Source organism: Edaphobacter modestus (genome assembly GCF_004217555.1).
GTDB classification, from domain to species: Bacteria; Acidobacteriota; Terriglobia; order Terriglobales; family Acidobacteriaceae; genus Edaphobacter; species Edaphobacter modestus.
Genome location: NZ_SHKW01000002.1, coordinates 319,372 through 345,878 on the forward strand (window position 1 = coordinate 319,372; position 26,507 = coordinate 345,878).

Here is a 26,507-nt window from a genome sequence, read left to right on the forward strand (position 1 = left end):
GAGGCTGCATCTGATGAATCGCTTACGGGCCGTCCGTGTGTCCGGGATGCTCCTTAAAGTACTGCAGGCAGGCCAAGAGAGAGGTGCTCTCACCATCGATATTGTTGACGGCAATCCGGGGTAATTTTACTTTGCCACCTGGGGCCACGATGACCTCGTAGATTCCCTGATTGCCGGAGCTGCTTGCGACCTCTGCTGGAACTCCGTAAGCCTTTGCAATCGCTTGATCCGGGTCAGCAAGCAAAGTAAACGTAAGTTCGTTTTTCTCTGCCCAGACCTTGTTGCTTTCGGGCGTTGTGCGGCCTATACCGATGACCGAGGCGTTGAACGCGTTGAACTTTGCAAGGTCCCGTTGCAAATTGCGGGCCGCCAAGCCCATCTCGTCGCTCGAATGGTCTCCAAAGAAGAACAGAATGATCCATTCCCCTTTATAGTCCTGAGCGAAACTTTGGAGCCGGTTTGCGACTGAAGTTGGAAATCGGGCGCTGCATCTCCAGGTTCAGGCAGGCCGGATGCGAAGGGACTCACGGCCACCAAGAGCGAGCAGCGAACCACTCGGCGTATGAGAGTTGAGTATGTCATAGCAGGCCTCCGGCTCACTTCTTCATTTCCTTGTAATCGCGGCCCCCCTGATGCAGGACCAGGTAGTCTACGCTGCCTTTATCGTCGGTATGAAATTCGATCTCGGCATCGTCCACCTTCATAAAGAAGGTGGACGCTGATTCTGGAAAGATGGGGAACTTTTTCTGACCTGTAGCCTGTGCAAAAAGCTGGTCCCCTTCGAGCGTGTAGACAACGCTAAAGGTGGGAGTCGCCATATAGGTTCCCACGTACCGTTCCAGCATGCTTCGGTCCACCTTCGCCAAGGTGCGGGTGACGGGCTGTAAGTCTGGCCATTTGTACTCAACGGCTAATACTTCGCATCAGTTCATTCGCGATTTCTGCTCCGCCAACTGCATTGGTCATCACGATCGCCCCGTCACCGCTCTTCTCGTAAGCAACGAGCAAGCTCTGGAATCCTTTGTTCACGCCCCCGTGAGTGAAGTATGGGTTCGCGTCGTTGCCACCAAGTTCTATACCGAGGCCCCAGTGATTCTTGCCGGGCGTCAGCATCGCCGTTGTCATGGCAGAGTCGAGAACGTGGTTCGCTTTTCCCGTGAGGGACCCCTGAACTTCGAGGATGTATTTCGCTAGATCGGACGGCGTGGTCCACAAGCCGGCAGCGGGGCATCGTCAACTTAACGGTGAGCGGCGGGGCATTAGTGCAGGAAAGCAGAGAGTGGCCTACCTGACGAGCTAGGGAAGGAGATTCGCGAGGGCGGTCTTGTTCCAGAGGTGAAACGCTTGCTTGAGCAGCCGCCGATGGCGGGCTGCGGAGAGGAGATGCCGGCGCAAGCGAAAGGGAGCGTTGATCGACTCGAACACACAGAGAAAACGTTGAGCGTGCTCTGGAGAGTGAAAGCGCTTCATCTGCCTTTCTCGCATACGGGTTGGCTGATGCGAGTTCTCAGCTCGGTTGTTCAGACAACGGCTTTGCCGGTGTTCCACGTCAGGCAAAATCAGCTTCTTTGCTGCAGCATAGCTCCGCAGCTTGCGAAAGAAACGCAAAGCGGCCCAACGGTCCCGGCGTGGCTGTACCAGAATATCGATGACCGCTCCGTTCTGGTCCACGGCCCGCCACAAGTAATGCTGGACTCCATTCATCTTGAGGAAGACTTCGTCCAGGTGCCACTTCCCTCCGAACCGAGCTCGCTTCTTTCTCAGCCGGGCAGCGTAGACGGAGCCGAACTTGCGGCACCATTCCCGGACTGTTTCATATGTCACCGGGACGCCTCGCTTCGCCATCATCTCCTCGATGTTCCGATAGCTCAAGGCAAAGCGAAAGTACAGCCATACACATTGCTCCACCACTTCGACTGGAAAACGGTGCCGACGATATCTGCTCTCAGACGTACTCACCTCGTCAGCTTCTCACACATCCTTAAGTTGACAATGCCGGTAAGAAGATACATTTCGCAGGTATCACCATCTTGCGGCTCAGCGGAGGCAAATCGTTGAAGAGTCTGGACTCGATGATGGAGTAACCGCACTGCGGCAACTTAGCCTCCTGTGCGAGGCCGACGCTGCGGAATCTATCTGTGCTCAATATTGCTAACGGCCCCAAAGATGAGGGGGCGGTAGTTCTTTGCTACCCCTCATTGTTGTCCAAAACGCGGCAGGAAAAACCCAGGCTGGTTTCTCCCTGCACCCTCATTCCGCTTTATCTCGACCGGAAGCGGGATTTGAGAGCAAGATTCGGAGTGCCAAGCCCATCTCATCTCGTTACCTTCGCCAAGTAGCGAAGATTGTTTCAGATTCGTTGAGCAACCAAAGAGAGGATGTGCAGATGAGCCGAATATTGGATCGCAGAAATGCTCTAAAGATGGGACTGCTTGCCACCGCAGGGGTGGGAGCACTGTCTCGTCGCGCCGAGGCAAGCACTGGCTTGCAATCGCAAAATGAGGCCGTGGTAGGACGGTGGTTTACAGAATTTTGGGGCAAGACCTACAATCCTGCCGTCGTAGACGAGCTTGCAGCGCCTGACATGCTGCTCAAGTATTCTCTGCACAAGCCTCGACATGGCCGCGAAGACATCAAGGCATTCATGCACGGTTTTCGCGCGGCGTTTCCAGACCTAAATTTCTGGGGAACGGCACCTCTGTTAGCCGACGGTGACTATGTGATTGGACAGTGGGAGGGCAGTGGCACGCATACAGGCCCGGCATTCAGTGATTTTCTGGTGGGCTCTCTGCCTGCAAATAGCGGTCGGAAGATGCACTTCACCGGAGTCACCATACTGAAGCTCAAGGGCGGGAAGATCGTTCAAGAGATTGGGCTCGATGACGGTGTAACCGCGCTGACCCAGCTCGGCCTGCTCGTCAAGCCTTCCTGATCGGAGAATCTTTGCTTTAGGTTCCGGCAAATGAAGGCACGCCTTCCATCGCTGGATGAGGTCTGCACCTTCGGGTGCGGGCCTCATTTTTTCTATGCTTCGACGACCTAAACGATGCCCGACAGTTTTGATTTGATAGCAAAAGCCGGAGCGCCGATTACCCGGTATGTCGATATTTTCCCCCCAGTGCTCCTATGGGGATCAGCAAGCGCAAAGCGCAGACGATTCCATATAGTCGCAACTAGTGCAAGACAGAGCACGGGCACGAGAAGCCATGCGCCTTCCGGAAGCTTGCCGTACACAACCGTCACCCACCCGATGAGGGCGAGAACGATTGACCGGTCGCTCTTTCCGAGTGGGCCTTCCAGGCGGCGATCACTGCCCAGCAGAGGGCCGATAATTCCAGCAACCTCACTCAGGACGATGAGGGCGATAAGGAAGACAATCCGCACAACTGAAAATGGCGGAACGAAAGCCAGCGGAAAAAACAGTGCGATGTCCGAAATGATGTCTCCTGCTTCGTTCAGGAAACCGCCCGGTCGACTCTTCTGGCCGAACTCGATTGCCAGCGTGCCGTCGATCGTCGCGCATATCGTGCGCATCACTAACCAAATACGCAGTGCCGTGAATGACGCCGGATGGGTTGGAAAGCAGCAAAGCATCGTACCAACCATGATCGATCCGATAAGGGAGATTATCGTCACCTGATTGGCGGTGACTCCGGCCCCGGCAAGTCGAGCCGTGATCGGCCGGAAAATCCTCCTCAACCTCGGCTTTATGAATGTCAGAGTGGTAGCCCCGAGGAATGGCGCATGCGGTCGTGACACGAAGGCCGAGCGCTTTCCTCGAACACACTCCGGTTGTTGCTTTCAAATTGGGCGACCCATGATCCTGCCGAATGCTACTGCCGTTTAGGGCGACGCGCGTGATGCTTTCGATATAGGAGAGGCCCTTCAGTGCCTTATCGGTTCGGGATGACATTCCTGAATCGATAACAAGAGCGCATCGAGAATGCACCCATTCTCATTTCGCGCTCGTCGTGTCCGCGCGGCGTGTGGATTCGGAATTTCCGCGCAAGAAACGGAGTGTGCTGAATCGGATGCGGCAGTAAGTTTTGGACAGCAGTATGAAACACCTCTTGGAGGACACGCCATCATGATCCGAATCGGCTACGCGCCTGGCGCCTATGATCTCTTTCACGTCGGGCACCTCAACCTCCTGCGACAGGCCAAGGAGCACTGCGACTTCCTCATTGCCGGCGTCGTGGCCGATGACGTTCTCACCCGGCACAAAGAGGTCACGCCCGTCGTTCCGCTCGCCGAACGTCTTGAGATTATCCGCAGCGTCCGCTTCGTCGATGCGGCGTTGCCCGCCATGACCAACGACAAGGTCGAGATATGGAAGGATCTTCGGTTCAATGTCCTGTTCAAGGGCAACGACTGGCAGGGTACGGAGAAGGGTAACAAGCTTGAGCGTGATTTCGCAGCGCTCGGGGTCGAAGTCGTTTATTCCCCTACGCACTCTCCACTTCGAGCACTGCACGCCGCCGCGTCCTGCGAAACATCGAGCAGCTCGCCTCAGTCCCTCGCGACCGGCCCGTCGCCTGACTGCGCCGAGTGAGAGAAACTCGCGATGAGCTACATACGTGAAAGCATTCTCGAACCGCATCGCTGCGAAGGTCTCAGCGATGCGGCCTCGCGCCCTCATTTCCCCTCCGCTCGACTCGGAACTCGAATTTGAAAGCAAGATTCGGAGTGCCCAGCTCAGCTCGTCCGGTTAGCTTTCAACCAGAACGGCGAAGTTGTCCAGATTCGCTGACACAGGCCCAAAGGATATGCGAATGAGTCGGATGTTAGATCGGAGAAATGCTTTAAAGATGGGGGTGCTTACCGTTATTGGGTTAGGGGCTCTCTCTGGTCACCTTGAGGCGAGCGCTGGCTTGCAATCACAAAACAAGATCGCTCGAACAACTGTGACGGGTACCGGGCGGACAACTCCGCAGGCTGGAAAGACTACATCCAATGAGCTGCATCAGGCAGTGGCCTACATGCTCGATCCTGACGCGATGTCGAGGTCGATGGTGTCTTTCGTGGAAGAGAAGCGCCAAGAGGTGTTTGCTACCTCGCAGGATGCAGCGGAAGATATGAAGATGTATCCGGGCTTCGAAGACCGTGTGCGCCGTCGAGTAGCGCAGGAAGTGCGAAACACGGTTCTACAGAGGATTCCGGATCTCCAACGCCAATATGACGGTCTCCTGCGCCCGCGCCTTACTCCGGACGACATCAAGAGGTTGCTCGCCTTCGAAAGCGACCCGATCTCGGCGCAATTGCGCGGCCCCGCATATGTCCAGGCGCTCGAAGCGGACGATCCAAGCGGGGCCGATATATCCGAACGCATTGTAGCCAAGATGACGCCGCAGCAACGCGCGTTCTCGGCACGTTTCCTGCGAAGCCCAGCCGGCAGGAAGGTCGTCGCGCTGGGGCCGCAGCTAGAAGCGCTCAGAAACGACTGGATACGACGCGCCGTAGACGAGGTCGCACGGCGCATGCCGGCCATCGCAGATTCGATCATCCAGCAGTACCAGCGATAGGCGAAGCTCACAATCGCCCGAGAGTATGTCGCGCGCGGGTGACTAGACGCTGTACTTCCCCAAGGTTGACTGGCAGATCACTTCTGAATTCGCACTATCGGTCTAGCCGTATCCGAAGCGGGATTCTGAAATTCGAGAGCAAGGAATGGAGTGTGGTTTCGAGTCAACATCGCTAGCTTTGAATCGGCTGCATTTCTTGCTAAAGAGGATAAAGCGATGCGTCATATCAGAATGTTGAAGTCGAAGACGAAGGGGGCCAGCGTGCTCTGCGACGCGAGCTGTCAAGCCTATCCAATCCTGGGCCTCCACACCAGCAGTCAGGCGAGTGATGCAGGGCAACAAGTCGAGAGACACGAAGCCCGAGGTCGCTGTGAGATGCGCGATCCATGCGATGGGCATGCGTTATCGCGTCGCGTCGCGGCCAATCGCGGAAGTCAGGCGCACCGCCGATCTCGTTTTCCGTCGAGCAAAAGTCGCCGTGTTCGTGGATGGATGCTTTTGGCATGGATGCCCCTTGCACCACGCACCGCCGAAGACGAATGCGGGCTATTGGGTACAGAAAATAGAGGGCAATAAGGCTCGCGATCAGCACACGACGGCTTTGCTTAAGGCCGCAGGTTGGAGAGTGTTGCGATTTTGGTCGCATGAGGAACCGACCGCGGTCGCAACTCGGATAGCGGAAGTGATCCAGAACGAAAGCAAGAATGCGGCGGACAGGTACGCCGATGAAAGGAGTGTTGTATGTCAGGAAATGAGCATTTTTTGATGGAGTGGCAGCTAGGCACTTTGACACTGGTGAACACGGATGGCGTTTTGAGCGGTCCTATATGCCTGAACATTTGCGAGGTCCGCAAGTCGAGTCGCTAGGACCCAGGGTGTTGTCGGGTTTTGAGCTAGTCCGCTCAGAACTTGCCGAATACTTCGATGGGAAGTGTAGAGAGTTTACGTTTCCCATCGCTCCGAAGGGCACGCCATTTCAACAACGGGTCTGGAGGATGCTTCGCGATACTCCCTACGGGGAGACACGCTCATACGGCCAGCTCGCAGATGCCCTCGGAAACCGCGAGGCAATTCGCGCTGTTGGGCTGGCGAACGGGAAGAATCCCATTAGCATCGTCATCCCATGCCACCGGGTGCTGGGAAGCGATGGCAGCCTAACTGGCTATGCGGGCGGACTTGACCGCAAGAGATTCCTCCTGGAGATGGAAGGGGCCAGGGGCTTCCAACCAGATCAGGCTTTTGTAGGAACGCCGTTCGGTACTCGTCAGAGATACGCTGCGATGGTTCTGTACGGACTCCACAGTTCTCCCAAGGAGCCCCGCCTGCTTTCGCGGGATTTGAAAGCAAGAAACGGAGTTCGCATAGTCGGGAGCGTCGTTACGGTTGTTATGAGTAACGATATGTCTCGTAGAGGAGCGACCGATGGCGACCACAACTAAATGCGTTCAGACACCTGTCCGCGGTATCAATTATGTCCCTGTTATTTCCGGGTTTGGCCAACGTCTCAAACGAATGTTGCCCATTTCATCCTGGAGAACACTGGCAGTAAACGTAAAGAATTATGCTCGTCAGTCGAAACCTCCAGCCGTCCCAATGGACATCGAGGAGGGCCGTAAGGCAGAGCTGAGACTCGCTGATACCCGTCGTTCAGAAGCACTCAGTGATGCTGCCTTTGCCATCGTCATCACTTTGTTGGTCATTGAAATTCACCGTCCAAGCGCGGCGCCTGGACGATTGGCCGTGGAACTTCTGAAGGAATGGCCTTCCTATCTTACTTACGGAATCGCGTTCCTCAATGTGGGAGTGATTTGGAGCAACCACCATTACCTTCTCGAACGCATTCGGAAAGTTGATTTGACGTTGAATTGGCTCAATCTCGGAATACTGGGAACGGCATCTCTGATTCCGTTTCCGGCCGGCGTGCTGGCAAGCGCGTTTGTAGGCGGTGACTTCGTGGATCAGAAGGCGGCGGTGGTCCTGTATGCGATTATTGCTGGATTAATGTCGGCAGCATGGGTGCCGACATACTGGCATCTGCACCGTCACCCTGAATTGGTAAAACCCGATGTGCCGGCGGGAACCTTCGCATCGCAGACGATGCGCCCAATCTTTGGCGTCCTGCTGTACATCTTGGCTGGTCTATTGGGATGGTTCGTGCATCCCGTTGCAGCAGTGGCAATCTTTACATTTATGGCGGCGTACTATGCTGCGACAAGCCAATGCATTCACCGCGGCACCGTGATGAAAAATATAGAGGCGTAGCATCAGGACAGAAAGCCTTGTCCGGGGAACGAAGGCTAAGGCGCTCTATGTTGCTTGCTAAATGAGATGATGGCGGCCGCCGCGTTGAGATAGCAGCCGCCGTCATCGTTACGCGTAGGTTTGCGCTTTTTGAATGAGACCAAGTTGAGTGAGCGCAGTGACGCCATCGTCCAGCCCGATCTCTTCCGCGATCTTGCCATCCTGGATGCGCAGGACCGTCGTTCCGGTGAAGTGCATCTTGCGGCCAGTATTGGCGGGCAGAGATCCCATCAGGAAATCGCTGAAGGCGGGACCTGTATGGGCGCCGCCACCTTCCCAACGACCAACAACATAGTCGCCTTCGGCAATGAGGTCTGCCGCGCCCCAGAAGTTGAGGTCCGGGAATGCCTCGCGGAACCCAGTCATGAATGCCTTGATATCCTCGTGACCGCGGCGCGGCTCGTGTAGAGAATACTGAAGCAGCATGTCAGGGGCGGCGAGTTCATCGACGATGTTGAGGTCCACTTTGGACCCCCAAAAAGCGGTGAACCAACGACCTACGAGAGCCTTGTTCTGTTCTTCCTTCGACATGTTTTTTATCCTTATGAGCGAAATTGCAGACAGACTATGCTGCTCTGCAAATCGACCCTAAAGACAAGACCTGTGGAAGGGCACTCCGAATCTTGCTTTCAAATTCAGAAGGCAGCGTCGGTCCGCGCGGGAGCCCCCAAGAGCTTGTTCGACTACTTCAATCGCCAAAGATACCAAGCTGCCAATGTACGGTATGGACTCCATCGATGTCCGAACTTCTCCATCTCCTTCTTCGTGGGTGCCACAGGGATGGATTTGAGACGGCGATATCCCTCGCGCACGCCGAAGTCATCGGCGGGTAGCACATCCATGCGCTCCAACGTATAGATCAAGAGCATCTCTACAGTCCATCGGCCAATGCCTTTCAGACTCGTGAGTCTTGCGATCAATTCGTCGTCGGTCATGTGCTCAGCGTCGTCACGGAGTGGCACAAGACCGGTGAGACTGCCTTCTGCGATGGCGCGAAGCGTCTCGACCTTTCGCGCCGAGAATCCGCAGGCGCGGAGTTCCGAAACGTCTGCGGCGAGAAGTTGTGCGGCACCCGGAAATCTGTTTGAACCGAATAATGCCAGTAGCTTTCCGAGAATCGCATCTCCGGCCTTAGCGTGGAGCTGTTGATAGGCAACGGCGCGAATCAATGCCTCGTATGGCTCACGGTCCGGCCTTGGCTTGTGCGTGCATTCACCGATATCTGAGACCAATCGCGCCCAATCCTGGTCGATTGAAGCAAGAAATGCCGCTCCTTCTTTGTATAGAGACTCACTTTGCATGAGACAAGCATAAGGCTTGCAGCCACCGCGCAGGAGGACTGGAATTCAAAAGCAAGGTGCGTCATGGTTGCCATAACAGAGGGCGAATGAGACTTGCGGAGGAATGTGGATTTGAAAGCAAGAAGCGGAGTGTTCTCTATCTTCAGCGTCGATAAAGTTGTTCCAGAAAGAGAGGAACGCAGCTATGACAAGGTCTTCAAAGATCGAGGAACTGGCGAAGGCAACATTGAGCGATCCGCGATGGTCTTCGATTGTGGCTCGCGATGGCTCTGCGGATGGGAAGTTTTACTACGCAGTGGCGACGACGGGGGTCTATTGCAGGCCCGCCTGTGCAGCCCGACTGGCTCGCCCGGAAAACGTGAAGTATTTCGAGAGTTGCGAGGCAGCCGAGAAAGCGGGATTTCGCCCCTGCAAGCGATGCAAGCCGAATCAGGCCAGCATTGCCGAAGAGAACGCAAAGCGAATTGCCAAAGCTTGTCGCCTGATCGAGAGGTCGGAGGAAGTGCCCTCGCTCGCCGGGCTAGCGAAGCACGCTGGCATGAGCGTGTATCACTTCCATCGCACATTCAAGGCCATCACTGGCCTCACACCGAATAACTACGCCACAGCCCACCGCGGCCAACGCGTGAGGAACTCACTGGAAAGGAGCAACACCGTGACTAACGCAATTTATGAAGCTGGCTTCAATTCGAGTGGCCGGTTCTACGAAAACACTAACAACGTCCTTGGCATGACGCCTTCGCAGTTTCGCGACGGCGGAGCCGATACCGACATCTTCTTCGCCATCGCTCAGTGCTCACTGGGATCGATCCTGGTGGCGCAGAGCAAGAAGGGTGTGTGCTCCATCCTCATCGGAGATGATCCGATCTTGCTGGTACGAGACCTGCAAGACCAGTTCCCGAAGGCCAACCTGATCGGAGACGAACCTGGCTACGAGGATGTCGTCGCGAAGGTTGTCGGAATGATCGAGCATCCTGGAATCGGCCTTGACCTACCGCTCGACATTCGAGGAACGGCCTTCCAACAGCGAGTCTGGAAGGCTCTTCAGCAGATTCCGCCCGGCTCGACTGCGACGTACACCGACATCGCGAAGAAGATCGGAAAGCCGAAGGCCGTTCGCGCAGTGGCTCAGGCATGTGCCTCGAATGTCCTCGCGGTGGCGATCCCTTGCCACCGGGTCATCAGAACGGACGGTGCGCTTTCCGGTTATCGCTGGGGCGTCGAGCGCAAGAGCGCGCTGCTCGAAAGAGAGGCGCACGCATGAAAGCGTTATTCGATAACGAAAGGCTGGCCTCGAAGGGGGCCAGCCTGCCACTCCCCGACGCAGCGCAGGCCGTCTCACAAGTCGAGTCGCTTGATTGGCAGAGCATCACAGACAGCCTGAACGACTCGGGCAATGCGCTGCTGAAGAACGTTCTCACATCGCAGGATTGCGCTGCTCTGGCGAGCATGTACGGGGATGACGGGCACTTTCGGAGCCGCGTGGTCATGTCACGACATGGTTTCGGTCGTGGTGAATACAAATACTTCAGTTATCCGCTGCCGGACATCCTGCAAGGCTTGCGTAGCTCGCTCTACGAGAGACTGGCTCCCGTCGCGAATCTCTGGAATCAGCAAATGGGTATCGAGACCCGATATCCCGCGAAGCACGCGGACTTTATCGAACGCTGCCACGACGCAGGACAACTACGGCCAACGCCTCTGCTGCTGCAGTATGGCGTCGGCGACTACAACTGCTTGCACCAAGACCTCTATGGCGAGCACGTCTTTCCGATCCAGGTAGCCTTTCTTCTCTCCGAGCCGGAGAGGGACTTCACGGGCGGCGAGTTCGTTCTTACCGAACAGCGTCCTAGGATGCAAACCCGACCGGAAATTGTGCCACTACGTCAGGGAGATGCTGTGGCCTTTGCCGTGCATCATCGCCCAGTGCAGGGGACTCGGGGAACATATAGGGTCAACCTTCGGCATGGCGTGAGTCGTTTGCGGTCGGGACAGCGTTACACGGTCGGCGTCATCTTCCACGACGCCAATTAACGGAGAACCATGAACACGTCATTGTTTGAGATTGAATCCTCGAAGCCTCTCCCGAAAGATGTCTTCGGCGTGGGCACGGCAGTCTTATCTGGCTTTGCGTTGAGCGTTGAGAGCGAATTGCTCTCTTCGCTCAAGGGCATCGCCGAGAGATCGCCCTTTCGCAACATGGTCACGCCAGGCGGATTCCGCATGTCCGTGGCCATGACGAACTGCGGTAGGTATGGTTGGGTGACGGATAGAACTGGCTATCGGTATGACCATATCGACCCAGAGACGCGGCAGCCCTGGCCGGATATGCCCGCGTCGTTTCTCCAACTCGCTGTGGCCTCTGCGGAAGCAGCAGGCTTCCCAGCCTTCTCCCCCGATGCTTGTTTGATTAACCGATACGAGCCGGGTGCGCGACTGTCGTTGCATCAGGACCGCAACGAGCGCGACTTTAGCCAACCTATTGTCTCTGTTTCGCTCGGATTGCCCGCCATGTTTCTCTTCGGAGGGCTGGAGCGGGTGGACAAAACACAGCGCATCCGCATCGTCCACGGAGACGTGCTTGTGTGGGGAGGCCCCGCGCGGCTCCGATATCACGGCATTGCTCCCTTGCGTCATGGAGAGCACGACTTGGTCGGCTCCATTCGCTACAACCTTACATTTCGCAATGCGGGCTAAAAGAAACCACAAGCACGAACCGCATGGCAACCGGAAAGGAATGACTATGTGCCGCTACATCAGCAAGCCTGATAAAGTTCAGACGCGTAACTCGAATGGTGAGCGTTCAGTATCGGACCGCACCATCGTTCTTGACCTACTTGCGAGCTGCTCCCAAATGGGGCTCGGGGTTCTCGAAGAGATCCCAAACCTCGGTTCGCAATTCTTTAGTTTGCGGTCCGGCGAAGTTTTTTGGTTGGGAGAGGACAAGATCACCCGAATCAAATAAGGGACAATCGAATTCGAGAACACCGTCGCATTTCAATGTGCCCTCGCATCCGAGTGTTGTGCCCTCGGGGAATTTTGGCTCTGTTGCATTAACTCAAAATTAGCTTCCCGGCAATAACGCCTACAGCAAAGAGGCAAAGGCAGCTGCAGCAGAGTTCTTAAAAATGGAAGGCGTGAGTACCATCATCGCCCATCAGGAGATTTCTAACCGCGCTGAGATGGTTCGCGCTTACTCAGACGGAAAGACCGTCTTCGAGTATGGCCGTCGCCGTGGCGTATCTTGCAACGAATTCACTAACCTGACTGAGGAGGTAGCCGCATGTCTGCACGCGGTAACGGCATGATGGCCGTAATTGGTAAGCCTGGACCTGGCAATCTAAATGATGCGCTGGAAAAGATAATGCTCTCGAGTGACCCTGCGAGCCCGGTTCCTGAGGGCCCGGCTGAGGTCGAAGCCGCCGCACCCATCCCGGAGGCCCCCATCGAAAAACTGGCAGTAGCCCCTCGCGTGAAAGCAGGGAAGGGAAGTGCACTATCCGGCGGAATCCTGGGAGAGCTCACTGCACAACAGAAGCGGCCTCGCGTCAAAGTCACGCTCAACACCAGAATCGATGATTTCATAGACGAAGCCATCAATAAGACTCTTCGCGACCTTGCCGAGAGGGGTTATTCGGACATTACGAAGGAGTCTATTGTTAACCTGAGTCTGGTTCGTGGTCTCAATCTGACACCTCCGGAGGGCTGCGAGTTACTCTAAAGGGGTGAGCACTAGTGCGCGGCATCCCGTTCGCCAGTGGCGCGGCGGGATGCTCTCTATTTAGAGTAATTTGCCATCCGTAGACATACAACACAGCCGACCTTAAATTCGGCGTGAAAGAGCCGATCTTGGTTGAACGTAGGTGCTACCTTTGCACCATCCTCAGTCTAGCACAATTTTGCGTGTTACACGCAGAAATGCGTGATATACTCAAGATTGTGGAGGGTTCCCATGGAAACCGTAGCTCACAGACAAGAGTTAACTGTTTGGGCTGACGCCAGCGTCCTGGCTGAAGCCAAAGATCTCTTCTCGCATTTCGAAGCGGCAATACGCCCCATCCCGAAGACTTGCCATTCCGAGGATGTGCCGAAAAGCAAGGTGTCGGTCGTCTATCTGAAACATTCCGAACCGAGGAAAGACCATATCTCTTTTCTGGAGTGCTTCAAGAGTCCGAAAGTTGAATTCCTTTTGTTCTACATGCCTCACGACTCCTCGAGTTTGGCCTTTCGATGGGGACAAATGGTTGGTAAGGAGTGCGTCGCTAAAACAGACTGGGCGTTCAACTTCCAACATCTGAAACAAATCTTGCGATTGCGAAATGTAATCGCACACCCTGTGAAGGATGCCCAGGGCGAGGTTGATTTGGCCGTCGCCCGAAAACGATGGGGGCTTACCCAAGAACAAATGGCGAAGGCTCTGAATGTCGCTCCCCGAACGATTCAAAATTGGGAGAGTGGGATAGGGACAAGCCAGATGGCCAAGAAGACCCAAGATCTCAAGGAACTTCTGCAATTGATGGACGAGTTTGTGATCGCGCCGAAAGAACAGGAGTGGCTGCAGACACCCCTGCCGGCAATCCGGAACCAAACGCCTGCTCAAGCAATCGTGGACGGGAAGATGCGAGACATCATCGTTGAATTCCTGCGACTCGGAGAAGGGCAGCCTGTTTGACGTTGAGACAAAGCGGAGCTCGATCTGATTGCGGCTTGGACCGACAAGGCCAAGCCGCACAGGGGTGTTTACTTTCGGAGCGTCAGCTATACCTTCATGAGACCCGAGACAGTCCTTGACGGGGCAGGAGCCGCGGCCCACGGTGGCCGCTTTGCTTCGCCGGGCACCGCTGCCGTCTACTTGTCCGAGTCCGATGCTGTCGCCACCAGCGAGGTCACTGGCCGAAAGAAGCGGTTGGGAGGCGCCGCTCTCATCAATGTCGACAAGTACCCTCGCGTCGTATTCGCTGTTGGATTTGATCTCACGCGGGTGCTCGATCTGACCCAACATCCTCTGCCCAGAGGGATGGGAGCCATCCGGGACAAATGTCTCGGTGAAGATCTTCTCCCGTCGCAGCAATTCGGCGACGTATTGGTGGCGCAAGGCATCGAAGGCTTGCGATTTCCCAGCCAAGCTGGTCTTGGAGTGAACCTCGTTGTCTACAAGAAATGCTGTTATCCCAACGCACTCAAGATCGAGAACGAAGCAGCCTTGCGAGCCACTATCGCCGCGATCGCGAGATCGATCAAGTAGAGTGCTCGGACAGAGCACCTCCAGAATGCACCGTTTCCAGCCCTCAGATGTTTATGAGACTGGTAGGTGGATGAGCCGATGGGCTCATCCACCCTGGCCGACGCTACTCGTCGTCGGCTCCGTCAGAAGGGTCATCGGCGGCTTCAACTTTCGAGAGCCGCTTCATGCCGATGGCGTGGATCTCGGCGATCCGGTGTTTGAAGGTGGTCCCATTGACCTCATCCTCTACCTCGCGATACCTGAGAATGCCTTCCAGGGTGACGAGCTGCCCCTTCTGGAGAGTCTTGGCGAACTTCGAGAGATTCCTCCAGGCATAGACGCGGTGCCACTCGGTGCGGGTCTCGTATTCGCCTTTGTCGTTCTTCCAGCTTTCCTGGGTTGCGATGTTGAGGATGACGTACTCTTTGTTGTTCTGAGCGGTTTTGGCTTCTGCGTTCTGTCCGAGGCGGCCGATGAGGATGACTTTGTTTGAACATGGTGTTTAGCTCCGTTTCTTTTGGTTTGTCCGCTGTCTGCGGTACATGCTTGCCCAACGGGTGTGCCGTCGCGACCCACTCCCTCGGCGACTGGATAGAATCTGCGGAAGGGGACCACAGCTTGCCTGGGGGCAGGAGTCCGCACCTCTTGAGAGGCGCGCAGCGGATTCTGGGAAGGAGAGCGTGCGTCCGAAGGGCGGGGGTGTCTTGAGCGCGGCACGCTGAACGCAGATAGAAAGGCAAACCAAAGGGAGCCTCCCTGTTCGACGGCTTTCCCTCATGACGCGAGTAGCAAAAGCCAGCTCAGAGTCCAAAGAGCCGTCACTGACGCGCAGGAAGGAAGAACCATAAGGGAGAATCGCGACATCGAGGCTCATCGTCCGGTCCATCTCCTCGCCTTCTCCATGGTTCTCCGGGTGTAGGCAGCTCGTTTTGTAGGGCTGGGATCGCGGGAGAGGTAATCGTCTTCAAGGGCACATCCGATCCGGTCCTCGGTCATGCCATTGGCAAAAGCGGCGACACAGAACGCGATGTCGGCGGCGGCGGGGCGGTCCTGGTACTTGGTTGAGCTTCGGAATCGCTCAAGAGATAGGTTCGATAACCTCGGTCCCCTTCGGGGAGAAAGAGAACTTTCGAGACGCCTCGCCTCGTGTTGCTGCTCGCGGGCCTCGTAGAGCGCCGTTATCTCTTGTTCGAAGGCCTCCGCCATCGGGTACTGCTGTCCACTGTGGCTGCGCAGGCGCACGAAAGAGAAGAGGCCGTCAGGCTTGCGGTATTTGGGTTTGCAGTTCGTGAAGCCGGGAAGCCGTCCAAACCTCCTCCAGTCCGCCGCGCTGGGGTCAGCGTCGTACCGCTCGGCCAATGTCTGCGCGGCAACGGTTCCGAGGAGCTTCGGAAATATTCTGGGGTGCTTCAACCAGGCTTGAAAGCTGCCGGCGCTGGTCTCGACAACAGCGCACGGATTGAAGCCGTCGGCCGAGAGCCTGGCGAGCGAGGTCTCGCTGAGATCGTCGAGCGTGGTGAAGCGATGCTCGCCCGATGGACGGATGTAGATGTGCGAGCCGTGGGCATTGCGGTACCTGAGCAGAGAAAGCCTTTCGAGGACCGCCGCGGCCGAGATGCCGTCGAGCCGAGGAAGCATTCCACGCTCACTGAGGACACCCATATCGTAGAGCGGTGCCTCGATAGCAGTGAGCATACTGCGAACAGTGGATTCGGTCTTGTCCATCGACGTCCTCTTCCAGATGCCTTTTGGTTGGGAGGAGTGCGGGGGAGGGAAAGGCCCCCGCCTCCCGCCTTTGAGTGGGTGAGTTTGGCATCTACCATCTAAGCGAGGTGAGAGAGGCACTTTTTGACACCATTGCCCACTTTTTCCAAAGAGAAGGGGCTGCAAACGCAACTCCGAGGGTTAGGCGCGTGGGGTCTGCTGCCGCTCGAAGGATTCGGCAAAGCCCTGCGAACGCAAGTTGTTGTCCCACTGCTTGGCGAATAGTAAGCCTCGTCGCCGTCTATGCGAACTACCACCCCACTGTTAGCAAGAATGATGTCTGCGGAACCTAGGCGGCTCCGCGGTGCTTCCTCAATTGTCAGCTTGGTGTATGGCTCTGGTCCTTCGACCTGCTAGGCATGAAACACGGCGAAATGCCGCATGAGCCGAAATATTTCACTTGACAAACAAGTGCTCGAAGGTTCAGCCTCATCCAGAGGTATCACTTGGATGCCAAGTAAAGAGAACGAATCAATTCAACTTCTTCAGGGGACTTTGGACTTGATTGTCCTTCGTACGCTTGTCAGCATGGGATCACAGCACGCCTATCAAATAGCCAGCCGGTTGGAGCACGTATCCGGCAATCTTCTCAACCTCAACCAGGGCACGCTCTATCCAGCGCTGGTACGTCTCGAACAGTACGGATGGATCAAAGGAACCTGGGGGAAAACGGAAAACAACCGGGAAGCGAAGTACTACGCAATTACCCGAACTGGCCAGAAGGCGCTTGGGGAAGAGACGCAGCGGTGGAGAAGAATGGCCGGTCTGGTCGAAAAGCTTCTTGTCGAGGAGCTCTAAAGATGAAAGACCTAAGGCGAATTTTTCTCAGGTTCCTTAGCCTTTTCACCAATTCCAGGGCAGAGGCCGAGCTGGACCGGGAGATCGCGGCTCATCTCCAGTTGCTAGAAGACGACTTTCTGTGTCAGGGGATGACTCCGAAGGAGGCCCGCAGCGCTGCCCGGCGCGCCTATGGAGGAGTGGAGCAGGCGAAGCAACTGCACCGCGACGAACGAGCCTTCCAAGGGCTGGCCACCATCGTGATGGACATTCGGTACACCCTGCGCCAGCTGCGGAAGTCCCCGGGCTTCACGCTCACGGCGATCCTGATGCTGGCATTCGGAATTGGCGCGACGACAGCCGTCTTTTCGATCGTCGAGGGAGTTCTGCTGCGTCCGCTTCCGTTCGCCGATCCCGATCGCCTCGTCATCCTTGGCGATGACCTCGTCGGATCGCATTGGACCCGGCCTACTGTCACCCCGCCGGACGTCCGCAACTACATGCGGGACACGCACAGCTTTCTCCACCTCGGCGGCTATCAGCGAATCGGTCGCGAATTGTCCGGCGTCGGCGACCCCGTGCACATCGATGCGACGAGAATGAGTGGAGAGATCTTTTCGGCGCTGGCTACGGCCCCGCTGATGGGCCGCTGGTTCACCCAGCAGGAAGACGAGCAGCATCAACCGGTCGTCGTCTTGAGTTATGCCATGTGGCGCAAACGCTTTCATGGCGATGAGAAGATTCTTGGCACGAAGATCCTTCTGGATCGCCAACCCTATCTCGTGATCGGCATCATGCCTCGCGATTTTGAATTTCCCCTGGTGCCGGGGCATTTAAACAGCAGTGAACTTTGGATTCCGCTGAGCCTGCGCCCGGAAGAGTTCACCGCGGGCTACGCGGCATCATGGAACTTTCGTATGGTGGGCCGTCTCAAACCCGGCGTTGCGCCGGCACAGGCCCAGAGAGATGCCCAGCTCGTCGCCGAAGAGACGATGAGGAACTACCTGGGATTTATGCGGAGCCTGCGCATTCAATCGCAGGTGAGACTCCTGCATGAAGACACCGTGACGCAGGCCCGTCCGCTGGTGCACACGTTGCTGATCGCGGTCGCGACGGTTTTGCTGATCGCATGCGCGAATCTGGCCGGTCTTCTTCTGGTGCGCTCGATCCGGAGAAGAAGAGAGATCGCCGTCCGCCTTGCCCTGGGGGCGAGTACCGGGATGCTGTTGCGGCAGGCGCTGGTGGAAAGCCTGGTGCTGAGCATTGCGGGAGGCCTCATTGGATTGGTCTTCGCTGCCGCCTGCATTCGGATCGGCATCAGCCTCCTGCCGGAGACCTTGCCGAGGATCCGCGAGATCGCGCTGGATTGGCCCGTGGTGGGCTTTGCTCTAGCGCTGGCCATTTTGACCGGTCTGATCTGTGGCCTGGCGCCTGCATTCGCGGCTATACGGACAAGCGTCAACGACACACTGAAGGAGGGTGGAAGAACCGGCACCGCGGGAAGTGGACACGGAAGACTCCGTTCCGCGCTCGTCATCGCGGAGATCGCAGTGGCCCTGGTCTTGTTGACGGCCTCCGGGCTTCTCCTGCGCAGCTTCGAAAAGATGCGTCAGATCGATCCCGGCTTTCGGGTGGATCACACGCTCACCGCATACTATGTCCTCCCAAAGGAGCGATATGCGATACAGTCCGGAATCGACAATGTGACGAACGACCTGCTGCGCAGTCTGCGGCAACTGCCCGGAGTCAAAGCCGCAGGCATAACCTCCTCACGGCCCGGCTCAGGGAATAACGGAGGAATCGCAATCACCGTGGAGGGCGTTGCCCCTCGCAAAGACGCGGAACTGAACATGGCAACGGTATCGCTGGTGCAAGGCGATTCCTTCCAGGCGCTCGGCATCCGTTTGCTGCGCGGACGAGTGTTTACGGAGTCGGACCGGGCAGATTCGCAACTCGTCGCGATCGTGAACCGGAAGCTGGCTGAGCACTATTGGCCCGGCGATAACCCTCTCGGAAAAAGGCTGCGCCGCGGGATGCCGGAGACTCCGACTCCCTGGTTGATCGTCGTGGGAGTCGTGGATGACGTCAAGCTTGGATCGGCTGATGGCGAGACAGCAGAACAGTTCTATCAGCCCGTAACCCAGCAGGCCATCTCAGAAGGAGCGTTTGCGCCGGCCGGTGAGCTGACCGGAACCTACGGCTGTATTGTCCTGCATACAGAGACTCCTTCGGAACAGTTGGAGAACCCGTTTCTGGCCGCCGTCCGAAAGATCGATCCTCAGCTCCCCCTGGTCGACATGCAGACGATGGAGAGTGTGATCTCGGAGAACGAAGCTCCACGACTGTTCAACACCGTGTTGATTTCATCCTTCGCGATAATTGCGTTGCTGCTGGCCGTGCTGGGGATTTACAGCGTCATCGCATTCTCGGTGGCCTTGCGAGAGCAGGAGTTGGCGATACGCATGGCGCTCGGCTGCCAGCGCAAGGGAATACTCCACCTTGTTCTTACCTCGGCAGTGAAGCTCGGTGCCGTTGGATGTCTCCTGGGTCTGCTTACCTCAACCGCTGTATCCCACCTGCTGCGTGCGTTTCTCTTTGGAGTCAGCCCTTTCGATCCACTTGTGCTGACGCTCTCTGCCGTCGCCATGTTGTCGTTTGCGCTCGCTGCATCCACTCTCCCCGCAATGCGCGCAGCGAAGATCAACCCCATCATCGCCTTGCGTGGGGACTAGCAGCATCACACAGAAAACGTAGTGCGAACGGCTTACTGTGAAGAGGAGGAAATCTTGGTGCACCATGAAGACCAGCCACCGAGATTGGCGATTACAGATTGCAGGCTCGATCGCCAGGGCTTCGTTCCCCTATATCGGCAGATCAAAGACCTCGTATGGATCGCATTGAACATGGTGACCTTGCCACAGGTGATCGGATTCCATCGGAGACGCGGCTGGGGGCCGCATTTAAAGTCAGCCGCCTGACGGTGAGGCAGGCTCTTTACGAGCTTCGTATGGAGGGTTACATCATTCGCGAGAGGGGTCGCGGCACATTCGTTGGAGGGGTTGCTGTCTAGCTGCATGTTGTCTGAGGATGCAAGCTCGCCCTCCCTTAATCAAACTGACGGTTGTGGGATGTGTAGTCAACTGCCACTTGCCTCCATGGACTGTGCACTTTTAGCTAAATCACTGATAAATCGTAAAATATTGCAAAAGAGAAATATAGTGGCTGCCTTGAGCTTCTGCTTGTTGAAAGAGGTGCCGGTGCTGGCAGAATGGGTGTAGCGCGTGAAATGCTGTTCTGGCCCAAGGGTTTGGCTCACTAGGGTGCACTCTGCAGGCTTCACCTCTTATCGATCTCGGCCGTCATTTGGGAATCAATATGCCAGCTCTTTTTCAGTCGTTTGCATATTCGCCTAGCAGGACGTTCACGGTAGCATCCCGGCTAGCGGTTCGGCTGAAGTGCTGCTCGTAAACAGTACGAATGTACTTCACGGCAAACGTATGGAAGCGGTCAAGGGCGACTTCCGGCTGATCCTTATCGATGGCTTCGCCAACCTCCCTAGCCAGTGCATCGAAGTTCCGCTCAGGGTAGCTTGTCGGCAACGGCACCTTCACACGCCACGAAGATCAGCCGGGTTCCTAATCGTGACTAAGCGAAGCGTGGAATTCTTTCGGCGGAACAACAACTTTTGAGGTAGGGCGATGGGACGGTCGAACAGGCTATTAGTCAATATAGCTATAGCTGCTCTTTGATCGGTACCGTACTCTCTACGAGCGCAGTTTAGCATTCACTTTTGTTCTTCTCGCCACACGGGATTAGAAAACGCCCCGCCTCCCGCTATGTCCCAAACAGCGACACGAGCCCACCTCCATGCAGGGGCGTTTACATTCCACTGAAATGCACGTTTCTCGAATTCATGCGTCGTGTCGAGTTCAAACTGTTCTGTGTGAGTGCTTTTGCCGTCCCCCCAAACCACCTCAGCTATTCGAAGAGGAAAAGTTGAGGTGGTTTCAATCTCTACATGTATAGAGTCACCGCCTGCTGAAGAGATTTTTGATTGCGGCATTAAGACCTCTCCCGTCGAAATAAAACTATCTCCGCGTGCAACCGCGTCAAGAAGAACCTTGTAGTGGTCGAAATCCGGTAGTTTGGGGATCCGAACATAGTTCACGTTCATGTGGCCGTAAAGTTCGTCGGTTTTTGAAATCTGGAACATATCAACCTCTCCGAGCATGACCTTATGAAGACCAAGATTGTTGACGTCATCCACGGTTCTAAAACCTCTCTCGCCTAACCGCGGCGAAGATAAATCCGATGGCATCGCCTTCCATCCAGTCCCGAAGTACTGAGGGTCACGAAAGTATGCCGTGTTTAGAATCTTGTCGGGATACCCTGTTGAACCCTTCGTGCGCGGGTGCGTTTGGTAAGCGTAACCATGTTCGACCTGTACCAATTTCCACATGTCTTCCGGGGTGTGAACACGGTACACCGTCCCGTACTTTGGATCTGGCGTGGCGAAAGATTCATTGGCTTTCCTATCCATCAACCAATAGACGGGTTTAGGAAAAGTAAGCGACCAATGTCCTCCGAGAATTACATCCGCTTCCTCTGCTGGGATAAGCAGGAATTTATTGTCAGACTGTTGTCGACATGCTTTGTAATAGTCATCGAGTTCTCGCATCCGCAGGCCCGTCAGGTCTGCGGGGTGACCGTCAATATGGAAGTCCATGATCATCGCGGAATCGACGCCGATGCTCTCCAACCCCGGCTTGAACGGCGGTACCCATGTTGTACCGGTACCTACAGCCTGCTCCGTGAAAGCGAAATGCCAGTGCGGAGCAAAGGTGACGTAGCCGTCAATATGTGGGAAGAAATCTTTATTCGTGTAGGAGAGCGCTTTATCGAGTGTTTGATTGGCGGACCCGCTTCCGAGCAGGAAGAATATTCCCATCTCCTGTTTGGTGCCGGGAGGAGCGTTCATCCATGGGTAAATGCTTGTGTTGTCATCAAGAGGTTGCTGGATGCCGAGCCCCACCTTCCCGCGCCATGAGCTATACCATGCGTAACCCATGTTCGTGCTGTAGTCGCGAGCGAACAGGTATCGGTGAGGTGAGGGTAGTGCAACGATGCTTCCAACTCCCATCTTCGCCGCCACAGCCCTGTAGTGCACCTGGAGCGTATGTCGCTCTGAACCGTACGGTGACGTGATCGATTGCAACTTACCTTCAGCATCGTAGTAGACGATAGTGGACGCCATGTTGATACCCGGCCTTCGGTCTGCTTCAGACGCCATTTGCAGCCCCGCATCATAGGTGTATGCAATGCTGGGCTCGTTCGTTTCAAGGACCGCAACCTGCTGGATCAGTGCGCTGCCGGGATAGAAAATGTAGCGCATCGTTCCAGAGAAGATCCCCATCTCCATTCCGTTGAAAGACACCTCTACCCGGTCGCCTACCGTGCGCACTGTAGCAGCCGTCGGATGAAAACTCTGAATGAAGTTCCGTGTCCCCTGTGGTCTGGCAGGTGGGAAGTCGAAGAACGCGTCCCAGCCGCCTGTACGTGTTCCTGTGCTGCAGCGATAAACCGGTGTCGCCTTCTCCACAACATTGCTCCCACCAACAGCAATCGACGTGATGAGAGGAAGCTTGTCATCTAACGCAAAGACAGCTGACCACTGCTGGCTGGACGCATCGGTCCATCGAATCGTCAGAGCCGATTTTGTAGCGGAAACTTCAATTGGGCCTTGCTTAACAGCGGAAATGTCTGCCGCTATGGGATCTGCACGGAGCACGGTAGCGCGAGTGCAAGTAAAGAGAAAAAACAAGCTTGCAAGCGCTGTGGATGCGCGGCGGCAGGTTCGCATTAATTAGCTCCTAGAAGTCGAATAATATGCTGTTGGAACTTTCTAAATAGGTCAAGGAAGAGCCGCTCAGGACGGCTCTTCCTGATCTTGGCGCAGCTAGAAACGGATGCGCGCGGTGAGTTGCGAGTTCCGTGCCGTAGTGAGCGTTGTGGTTGGAACTCCGAAGAGGTTGTCGGTTGGGGTCACCGAAGGAACTCCGAAGGCATGCCGGTTGAATGCGTTGAGCATCTCAAACTTCAGCTGAAGATCCATCTTTTCAGTGATTCGCGTGTTTTTGATAATGCTGATGTCCTCGTTCTTAAATCCATTCATGCGGAACGCCGATGTAACCCGGGCAATACTACCAAGCTGATACGCTCCGCCGTTGCGGGATGCATTTGGATCTACAAACGCTCCATTCGTCGCATCACGGGAAACGTTCAGATTGAAGAGACTGTTGACAGCGGGATCGGCTCCCTTGCTCGTAACGACAAAAGGATTCACTGAATTGTTACGTGAAGCCGCACTACGGAAGGAGCTGCCAGGACGCTGGTTGAAGCGCACGCAGTTATCCCATCCCGGTATAGATGATGCACAGCCAAACGAGATTGGAGTGCCTGATTGGTAGCGCAAAACTGCTCCAACCTGCCAACCACCTGCGAGGTAGCTCGTAATTCCATGATTGAAATAACGGCGGTTCCTACCAAACGGAAGTTCCTGAATAAAGCTCGTAACGAAAACGTTTGGCAGATCCTGCGTACTAAGGGACTTCTCACCCTTGAGATTGGTCGGGTCTTGAATCGAGCTTAGGTTATTTGTGTTTAGTACGATCGTGTCCGAATTCGTGATGTTTTTGGACCACGTGTATGAGACCTGGAGGTTGGTACCACTCCGGAAACGTCGCTGCAGAGATGCGAGCAGCGCGTGATACGTTGATTGACCGTCGTTCTGAAGGCAGCAATTTGTCTGAATCTGCTGGTACTGCGGAAACGGACGCAACGCCTGGGATGTTTGCACGTTATTTCCATACAGCGAATAGAACGAAGAAAATGGAGCTGTGACGCCTGCGGTATTTGAAGCAAGGGTGCGAGCTAAGTTGTCTCCGAGCTGAAACGCACTTTTGGGAATATTGTTGATGTTTTCCAGGTTGGAACGCAGCCGATTGCCTCGCTGGCCCAGGTAACCTAATGTAAAGATAAGATCAGGTGCAAACTCCTGTTGGACCTCCAGGTTCCATTGCTGCGTCATGGCAGGCTTGTTCATATTCGGCCTGATGTAGTTAGAGGCTACGATCTGACCTTCGAAATAGCTGGGATTTAGAAGTGGAGGAGCCGTATACGCTGGAAAGCCTCCCGCGAGATCGAAGGCAGGTGAAAACGCATTCACACTATTGAATGCAGCGTTTGCTTTGTACCCGGTGTTCATCTGGCTTCCGCCATCTGCGTAGAACATTGGCGCATACAGAATGGAGTAGCTGCCACGCATGACTGACTTGCCATTGCCTGCACCAGGAGAATAGGCGAAACCGAGGCGAGGCGAAATGTCCTTGTAGTAGGCGTCAATCCATTTCGCATTGCAATTGCAAGTCGTCCCAAAGATCAGGGCGCCAGGCTTGCCCGAGGCAGGATCAATCGCCGTCGCGCTGAAGTTAGACGTTCGGTTGCGTGATTCGCTACGCGGAAGATCGACGTCGTAACGCAGCCCCAGATTTAACGTCAGGTTTGGCAGGACCTTGTAATCATCTTGCAAAAAGACCGCCCAATAAGCAGAAAGCCAACGCGGCTGGCTGGAATACATGTTAATAGATCCAGAATTTGGCAGGCCAAGGAGGAGGCTCGCAAATCCGTTTCCACTGTTTGTCGTCGCAATGGTTGCTGCGGTTCCGGCGGTCTGGGCCCGAGCAAATGTAAGCCGTGGGATAGGCCCATTGAAAGTTAAGAATTGTTGATAGCGATAGTCTCCGCCGATTTTGAAATAGTGATGCCCATGTTCGATGGAAACGGTGTCGGCGAAGCGCAATCCATTATCGACGGGATCGCCATTATTACCACTGTTTAACACTGGGATCGATTCCCCTACCGTGGTTAATGGGAAGGCGACTGCATCGATATTGCTGATGCCGAGTTGCTTTGCGTAGTTAATGTTGCCTTGAGCCGAGACGCTGAAGTTCTTAGCGTTTGTCCGGTTAAACCCCACCAGTAACTGATTCACGACATGCGCATTCACAGATGTCGTCAGTCCAAACCGGAAGAGGTGAGTTACGAAGTTCTGATTCCATTGGTTCGGGTCAACCGGATCGGGAAGAGTTCGGGGGTTCTTCTGGCTCGTGTTCTGGCGTGCCGTCCAGGAGCCAAATATCTTATTGCGGGCGGTAAGGTCGTTATCGATGCGAACCGTATAGGTCGTATTGGTAATCGGATACGGCTGATTGATGGTGTAATTGTTGAATGTGCCCGCAACCTGAGGCAGCGGATAGTAGTTGAGGTAGTTCTTCGCAATCGATGTAATCCGTCCAGCCGGAATGATATTACCCGGAAACGTTGTTCGGCACTGGACGCCATTAACCGTTCTCGTCGTAGCCGGATCAAAGATTTGACCGTTATACACAGGCGTGCCATCACACGGATTTGTGGTAATGACGGATGTCGTAAGAAGGGCGGAAAAATCACCGTTCCGCATCGCATTCGTTGGAACAGTTGATGTGACCGGCCCTCCTGTGCTCTGCCTGAACTGCTCCCATGAGAAAAAGAAGAAGGTTCGTTCATGGCCGTTATACAGACGAGGGATGGATACCGGGCCGCCTAGACTTACGCCGTAGTCGTTCTGTTTATTGGAAGGCCTACGATAGAGATTGTTGCAGTTCGCGATTGAAGACGTGTTTGTGGCGGCCACCAGACAAAGAGACTTACGGCCATTGTTGAAGTAAGTATTCGCGTCCAAAGCTTCGTTGCGAAATATATCGTATACAGATCCGTGAAACGCATTTGTACCCGACTTTGTGGCGAAGCTCTCGACTGCTCCTGTTGTGCGTCCAAATTCGGCAGAGGGGTTCGAGATTGTAAGCTTGAATTCTTGAATAGCCTCAACTGAGGGAGACTCCTCGTCGAAAAACGACGCGTTTTCAGAGCGAAGCTGATCGAGACCATCCACCAGGATGGACATTCCTTGGTTTTGAGCCCCGCCGATCTTTATCTGGCGGATGCCGTTCGAGGTGTTCTGTGTTCCAGGTCCAATCGTTCCCGGCTGAAGGAAAACGAACGCCTCGGGTGACCGAAGCGCGCCTACGCCTCCCAGTGCCAGGGGCAACTCAATGACCTGTTTTGTTGTCACAACGCCACCTAACTCCGACGATTCTGACTGCACAGATGGCGCCGATGCTTCGACCGTAACCTGCTCAGAAGAACTACCGACCTCTAATGTAATGTCCAGAGTCGACACGGTATTGACCTGAACCAATACTCCCGAATAATTCGCCGCCTTGAAGCCCTGCATTTTTACGGATATATCGTAGGAACCGAGCGGAACGGTGGGAAACCGATAGGATCCGGCTCCTGAAGATTCCGCGGTCGATGTAAACCCCGTCTCACGATTCTTGGCTACGATGGCGGCATGTGGGACAGCGGCGCCCGTACTATCAAGCACATTGCCCGCAATAGTACCTTGGTTGGACTGAGCAAGCAGTGACCCGGACGCCAAAAGCACCAAGACTGAGCAAGACAGGATTGCTTTACCGATTTGCATCTTCATTACTGCCTCCAAAAACAAACTGAGTTTCTCTG

Annotated in this window: 26 protein-coding genes and 1 pseudogene; 15 read left to right on the forward strand and 12 right to left on the reverse strand. The window is 55.4% G+C overall.

Annotated features, from left to right (window positions below):
* Window positions 1-22: 22 nt before the first annotated feature.
* The 4 genes and pseudogenes from BDD14_RS27175 to BDD14_RS27190 form a co-directional block, all read right to left on the reverse strand.
* Window positions 23-427, reverse strand: a pseudogene (locus tag BDD14_RS27175) (peroxiredoxin family protein); the annotation flags it as partial.
* A gap of 169 nt (window positions 428-596) precedes the next feature.
* A complete protein-coding gene (locus BDD14_RS27180) occupies window positions 597-857 on the reverse strand; it encodes a DUF3471 domain-containing protein (RefSeq protein WP_278045544.1) in 261 nt (86 codons plus the stop codon).
* A 46-nt stretch (window positions 858-903) separates the two neighbouring features.
* Window positions 904-1,215, reverse strand: coding sequence for a serine hydrolase domain-containing protein (locus BDD14_RS27185; protein ID WP_130424061.1), 312 nt, complete (start codon window positions 1,213-1,215; stop codon window positions 904-906).
* An 81-nt stretch (window positions 1,216-1,296) separates the two neighbouring features.
* Window positions 1,297-1,959 (reverse strand): IS6 family transposase, encoded by a 663-nt coding sequence (locus BDD14_RS27190; protein ID WP_130424063.1) that lies wholly within the window; start codon window positions 1,957-1,959, stop codon window positions 1,297-1,299.
* A 427-nt stretch (window positions 1,960-2,386) separates the two neighbouring features.
* On the opposite strand from BDD14_RS27190, the gene BDD14_RS27195 reads away from it, so the two are divergent.
* Window positions 2,387-2,932, forward strand: a complete 546-nt coding sequence (locus tag BDD14_RS27195; RefSeq protein ID WP_242618324.1) for an ester cyclase — start codon at window positions 2,387-2,389, stop codon at window positions 2,930-2,932.
* A gap of 107 nt (window positions 2,933-3,039) precedes the next feature.
* Here BDD14_RS27195 and BDD14_RS27200 read toward each other — a convergent pair whose 3' ends face one another.
* Window positions 3,040-3,534: a CDP-alcohol phosphatidyltransferase family protein gene (locus tag BDD14_RS27200; RefSeq protein ID WP_165420333.1), complete on the reverse strand. Its 495-nt coding sequence runs from the start codon at window positions 3,532-3,534 to the stop codon at window positions 3,040-3,042.
* Window positions 3,535-4,087: 553 nt separating this feature from the next.
* Between BDD14_RS27200 and BDD14_RS27205 the strand changes: the two genes are divergently transcribed.
* The 5 genes from BDD14_RS27205 to BDD14_RS27225 all read left to right on the forward strand — a co-directional run bounded on the left by BDD14_RS27205 (window position 4,088) and on the right by BDD14_RS27225 (window position 7,784).
* The gene (locus BDD14_RS27205; RefSeq protein ID WP_130424067.1) at window positions 4,088-4,552 is read left to right on the forward strand and encodes an FAD synthase family protein; all 465 of its coding nucleotides are present in this window, start codon (window positions 4,088-4,090) and stop codon (window positions 4,550-4,552) included.
* A gap of 220 nt (window positions 4,553-4,772) precedes the next feature.
* Entirely contained in the window at window positions 4,773-5,522 is a 750-nt protein-coding gene (locus tag BDD14_RS27210; RefSeq protein ID WP_130424069.1) for a hypothetical protein, read from the forward strand.
* A 289-nt stretch (window positions 5,523-5,811) separates the two neighbouring features.
* Window positions 5,812-6,288, forward strand: a complete 477-nt coding sequence (locus BDD14_RS27215; RefSeq protein WP_423201820.1) for a very short patch repair endonuclease — start codon at window positions 5,812-5,814, stop codon at window positions 6,286-6,288.
* A gap of 229 nt (window positions 6,289-6,517) precedes the next feature.
* Window positions 6,518-6,961, forward strand: coding sequence for a methylated-DNA--[protein]-cysteine S-methyltransferase (locus tag BDD14_RS33895; RefSeq protein WP_278045546.1), 444 nt, complete (start codon window positions 6,518-6,520; stop codon window positions 6,959-6,961).
* Window positions 6,945-7,784 (forward strand): TMEM175 family protein, encoded by an 840-nt coding sequence (locus BDD14_RS27225; RefSeq protein WP_130424071.1) that lies wholly within the window; start codon window positions 6,945-6,947, stop codon window positions 7,782-7,784. The genes BDD14_RS33895 and BDD14_RS27225 overlap by 17 nt, the downstream gene beginning before the upstream one ends.
* 108 nt (window positions 7,785-7,892) lie before the next feature.
* Here the strand turns inward: BDD14_RS27225 and BDD14_RS27230 are convergent, their stop codons facing one another.
* Window positions 7,893-8,354: an ester cyclase gene (locus BDD14_RS27230; protein ID WP_130424073.1), complete on the reverse strand. Its 462-nt coding sequence runs from the start codon at window positions 8,352-8,354 to the stop codon at window positions 7,893-7,895.
* 152 nt (window positions 8,355-8,506) lie between these two features.
* Window positions 8,507-9,055: a DNA-3-methyladenine glycosylase family protein gene (locus BDD14_RS27235; protein WP_242618325.1), complete on the reverse strand. Its 549-nt coding sequence runs from the start codon at window positions 9,053-9,055 to the stop codon at window positions 8,507-8,509.
* A gap of 253 nt (window positions 9,056-9,308) precedes the next feature.
* Here BDD14_RS27235 and ada point away from each other — a divergent pair, with 253 nt between their 5' ends.
* The 6 genes from ada (at window position 9,309) to BDD14_RS27265 (ending at window position 14,369) form a co-directional block, all read left to right on the forward strand.
* On the forward strand, window positions 9,309-10,388 hold the full coding sequence (gene ada / locus BDD14_RS27240) for a bifunctional DNA-binding transcriptional regulator/O6-methylguanine-DNA methyltransferase Ada (RefSeq protein ID WP_130424077.1): 1,080 nt from the start codon (window positions 9,309-9,311) through the stop codon (window positions 10,386-10,388).
* Window positions 10,385-11,158, forward strand: coding sequence for a 2OG-Fe(II) oxygenase (locus tag BDD14_RS27245; protein ID WP_130424079.1), 774 nt, complete (start codon window positions 10,385-10,387; stop codon window positions 11,156-11,158). Before ada ends, BDD14_RS27245 begins: the two co-directional genes overlap by 4 nt.
* Before the next feature lie 9 nt (window positions 11,159-11,167).
* Window positions 11,168-11,821 carry a DNA oxidative demethylase AlkB gene (gene alkB / locus BDD14_RS27250; RefSeq protein ID WP_130424081.1) on the forward strand — a complete coding sequence of 218 codons (654 nt, stop codon included), beginning with the start codon at window positions 11,168-11,170 and terminating at the stop codon, window positions 11,819-11,821.
* 586 nt (window positions 11,822-12,407) lie between these two features.
* Entirely contained in the window at window positions 12,408-12,845 is a 438-nt protein-coding gene (locus BDD14_RS27255; protein WP_130424083.1) for a hypothetical protein, read from the forward strand.
* Window positions 12,846-13,430: 585 nt separating this feature from the next.
* Entirely contained in the window at window positions 13,431-13,796 is a 366-nt protein-coding gene (locus BDD14_RS32635; RefSeq protein WP_207231906.1) for a helix-turn-helix transcriptional regulator, read from the forward strand.
* A gap of 96 nt (window positions 13,797-13,892) precedes the next feature.
* Window positions 13,893-14,369 carry an RES family NAD+ phosphorylase gene (locus tag BDD14_RS27265; protein ID WP_130424087.1) on the forward strand — a complete coding sequence of 159 codons (477 nt, stop codon included), beginning with the start codon at window positions 13,893-13,895 and terminating at the stop codon, window positions 14,367-14,369.
* Between the two features lie 103 nt (window positions 14,370-14,472).
* Here the strand turns inward: BDD14_RS27265 and BDD14_RS27270 are convergent, their stop codons facing one another.
* On the reverse strand, window positions 14,473-14,829 hold the full coding sequence (locus BDD14_RS27270) for a single-stranded DNA-binding protein (RefSeq protein WP_130424337.1): 357 nt from the start codon (window positions 14,827-14,829) through the stop codon (window positions 14,473-14,475).
* A 389-nt stretch (window positions 14,830-15,218) separates the two neighbouring features.
* Window positions 15,219-16,073 (reverse strand): RepB family DNA primase, encoded by an 855-nt coding sequence (locus tag BDD14_RS27275; RefSeq protein ID WP_130424089.1) that lies wholly within the window; start codon window positions 16,071-16,073, stop codon window positions 15,219-15,221.
* A gap of 489 nt (window positions 16,074-16,562) precedes the next feature.
* Between BDD14_RS27275 and BDD14_RS27280 the strand changes: the two genes are divergently transcribed.
* From BDD14_RS27280 to BDD14_RS27290, 3 genes are all read left to right on the forward strand, one after another.
* Window positions 16,563-16,910 carry a PadR family transcriptional regulator gene (locus BDD14_RS27280; protein WP_130424091.1) on the forward strand — a complete coding sequence of 116 codons (348 nt, stop codon included), beginning with the start codon at window positions 16,563-16,565 and terminating at the stop codon, window positions 16,908-16,910.
* 2 nt (window positions 16,911-16,912) lie between these two features.
* Window positions 16,913-19,621, forward strand: a complete 2,709-nt coding sequence (locus tag BDD14_RS27285) for an ABC transporter permease (RefSeq protein ID WP_242618327.1) — start codon at window positions 16,913-16,915, stop codon at window positions 19,619-19,621.
* Window positions 19,622-19,776: 155 nt separating this feature from the next.
* Complete coding sequence (locus BDD14_RS27290) at window positions 19,777-19,959, forward strand: GntR family transcriptional regulator (RefSeq protein ID WP_130424093.1); 183 nt, start codon at window positions 19,777-19,779, stop codon at window positions 19,957-19,959.
* A gap of 319 nt (window positions 19,960-20,278) precedes the next feature.
* Here the strand turns inward: BDD14_RS27290 and BDD14_RS27295 are convergent, their stop codons facing one another.
* From BDD14_RS27295 to BDD14_RS27305, 3 genes are all read right to left on the reverse strand, one after another.
* Entirely contained in the window at window positions 20,279-20,488 is a 210-nt protein-coding gene (locus tag BDD14_RS27295; RefSeq protein ID WP_130424095.1) for a hypothetical protein, read from the reverse strand.
* 185 nt (window positions 20,489-20,673) lie between these two features.
* Window positions 20,674-22,308: a CehA/McbA family metallohydrolase domain-containing protein gene (locus tag BDD14_RS27300; RefSeq protein ID WP_165420335.1), complete on the reverse strand. Its 1,635-nt coding sequence runs from the start codon at window positions 22,306-22,308 to the stop codon at window positions 20,674-20,676.
* 537 nt (window positions 22,309-22,845) lie between these two features.
* Window positions 22,846-26,475, reverse strand: a complete 3,630-nt coding sequence (locus BDD14_RS27305) for a TonB-dependent receptor (RefSeq protein ID WP_130424098.1) — start codon at window positions 26,473-26,475, stop codon at window positions 22,846-22,848.
* Window positions 26,476-26,507 lie beyond the last annotated feature (32 nt).

Excerpts from the sequence above, each read along its gene's own strand:
- BDD14_RS27195 (WP_242618324.1), top strand. The coding sequence starts at position 2,387 with ATGAGCCGAATATTGGATCGCAGAAATGCTCTAAAGATGGGACTGCTT.
- BDD14_RS27200 (WP_165420333.1), bottom strand. The coding sequence starts at position 3,534 with ATGCGCACGATATGCGCGACGATCGACGGCACGCTGGCAATCGAGTTC.
- BDD14_RS27205 (WP_130424067.1), top strand. The coding sequence starts at position 4,088 with ATGATCCGAATCGGCTACGCGCCTGGCGCCTATGATCTCTTTCACGTC.
- BDD14_RS27210 (WP_130424069.1), top strand. The coding sequence starts at position 4,773 with ATGAGTCGGATGTTAGATCGGAGAAATGCTTTAAAGATGGGGGTGCTT.
- BDD14_RS33895 (WP_278045546.1), top strand. The coding sequence starts at position 6,518 with ATGCTTCGCGATACTCCCTACGGGGAGACACGCTCATACGGCCAGCTC.
- BDD14_RS27225 (WP_130424071.1), top strand. The coding sequence starts at position 6,945 with ATGGCGACCACAACTAAATGCGTTCAGACACCTGTCCGCGGTATCAAT.
- BDD14_RS27230 (WP_130424073.1), bottom strand. The coding sequence starts at position 8,354 with ATGTCGAAGGAAGAACAGAACAAGGCTCTCGTAGGTCGTTGGTTCACC.
- ada (WP_130424077.1), top strand. The coding sequence starts at position 9,309 with ATGACAAGGTCTTCAAAGATCGAGGAACTGGCGAAGGCAACATTGAGC.
- BDD14_RS27245 (WP_130424079.1), top strand. The coding sequence starts at position 10,385 with ATGAAAGCGTTATTCGATAACGAAAGGCTGGCCTCGAAGGGGGCCAGC.
- alkB (WP_130424081.1), top strand. The coding sequence starts at position 11,168 with ATGAACACGTCATTGTTTGAGATTGAATCCTCGAAGCCTCTCCCGAAA.
- BDD14_RS27255 (WP_130424083.1), top strand. The coding sequence starts at position 12,408 with ATGTCTGCACGCGGTAACGGCATGATGGCCGTAATTGGTAAGCCTGGA.
- BDD14_RS27265 (WP_130424087.1), top strand. The coding sequence starts at position 13,893 with ATGAGACCCGAGACAGTCCTTGACGGGGCAGGAGCCGCGGCCCACGGT.
- BDD14_RS27275 (WP_130424089.1), bottom strand. The coding sequence starts at position 16,073 with ATGGACAAGACCGAATCCACTGTTCGCAGTATGCTCACTGCTATCGAG.
- BDD14_RS27280 (WP_130424091.1), top strand. The coding sequence starts at position 16,563 with ATGCCAAGTAAAGAGAACGAATCAATTCAACTTCTTCAGGGGACTTTG.
- BDD14_RS27285 (WP_242618327.1), top strand. The coding sequence starts at position 16,913 with ATGAAAGACCTAAGGCGAATTTTTCTCAGGTTCCTTAGCCTTTTCACC.
- BDD14_RS27290 (WP_130424093.1), top strand. The coding sequence starts at position 19,777 with ATGGATCGCATTGAACATGGTGACCTTGCCACAGGTGATCGGATTCCA.
- BDD14_RS27300 (WP_165420335.1), bottom strand. The coding sequence starts at position 22,308 with ATGGAGATGGGGATCTTCTCTGGAACGATGCGCTACATTTTCTATCCC.
- BDD14_RS27305 (WP_130424098.1), bottom strand. The coding sequence starts at position 26,475 with ATGAAGATGCAAATCGGTAAAGCAATCCTGTCTTGCTCAGTCTTGGTG.